The organism is Vibrio sp. 10N.222.55.C7 (assembly GCF_041473335.1).
Taxonomy (GTDB): Bacteria; Pseudomonadota; Gammaproteobacteria; order Enterobacterales; family Vibrionaceae; genus Vibrio; species Vibrio crassostreae_C.
The window spans coordinates 1300-1689 of the sequence record NZ_JBFRSC010000013.1 but is presented as its reverse complement, the minus strand read 5'-3'; the positions used below and the strand labels follow the sequence as shown (position 1 = coordinate 1689).

Genomic DNA, 390 nt, shown 5'->3' with positions numbered 1-390 from the left:
GATACAGGCGCATCATCAACCGCAGTCACACTTACATCGATGTTCGCAGAGACCGTATCGGTTCCGTCTGACACATCGAAGCCGAAGTTTACGTCACCATTGAAGTTTTCATTTGGCGCAAAGGTGTACGTGCCGTTACCGTTGTCGGTCAAGATACCGTCGCCACCATCGTAGGTCACACCTTCAACCGTCAGGTTATCACCTTCAACGTCTGTCGCGCCTGTAAGCAGATCCGCGTCTGTGAACTGTAAAGTACCGTCTTCTGCAATACTGAACTGTTGGTCTTGAGGGACTGGTAAATCATTTACAGGATTAACTGTAAGGTCAGCCGAAGCTTGAACCGTATTGGTGCCATCAGAGATATCGAAGTTGATATCGATGTCACCATTG

At 48.5% G+C, this 390-nt stretch carries 1 protein-coding gene; it reads right to left on the bottom strand.

The window, feature by feature from the left end; translation table 11 throughout:
* A partial coding sequence (locus AB4482_RS04315) for a tandem-95 repeat protein (protein WP_372180586.1) occupies window positions 1–390 on the bottom strand: 390 nt, incomplete at both ends.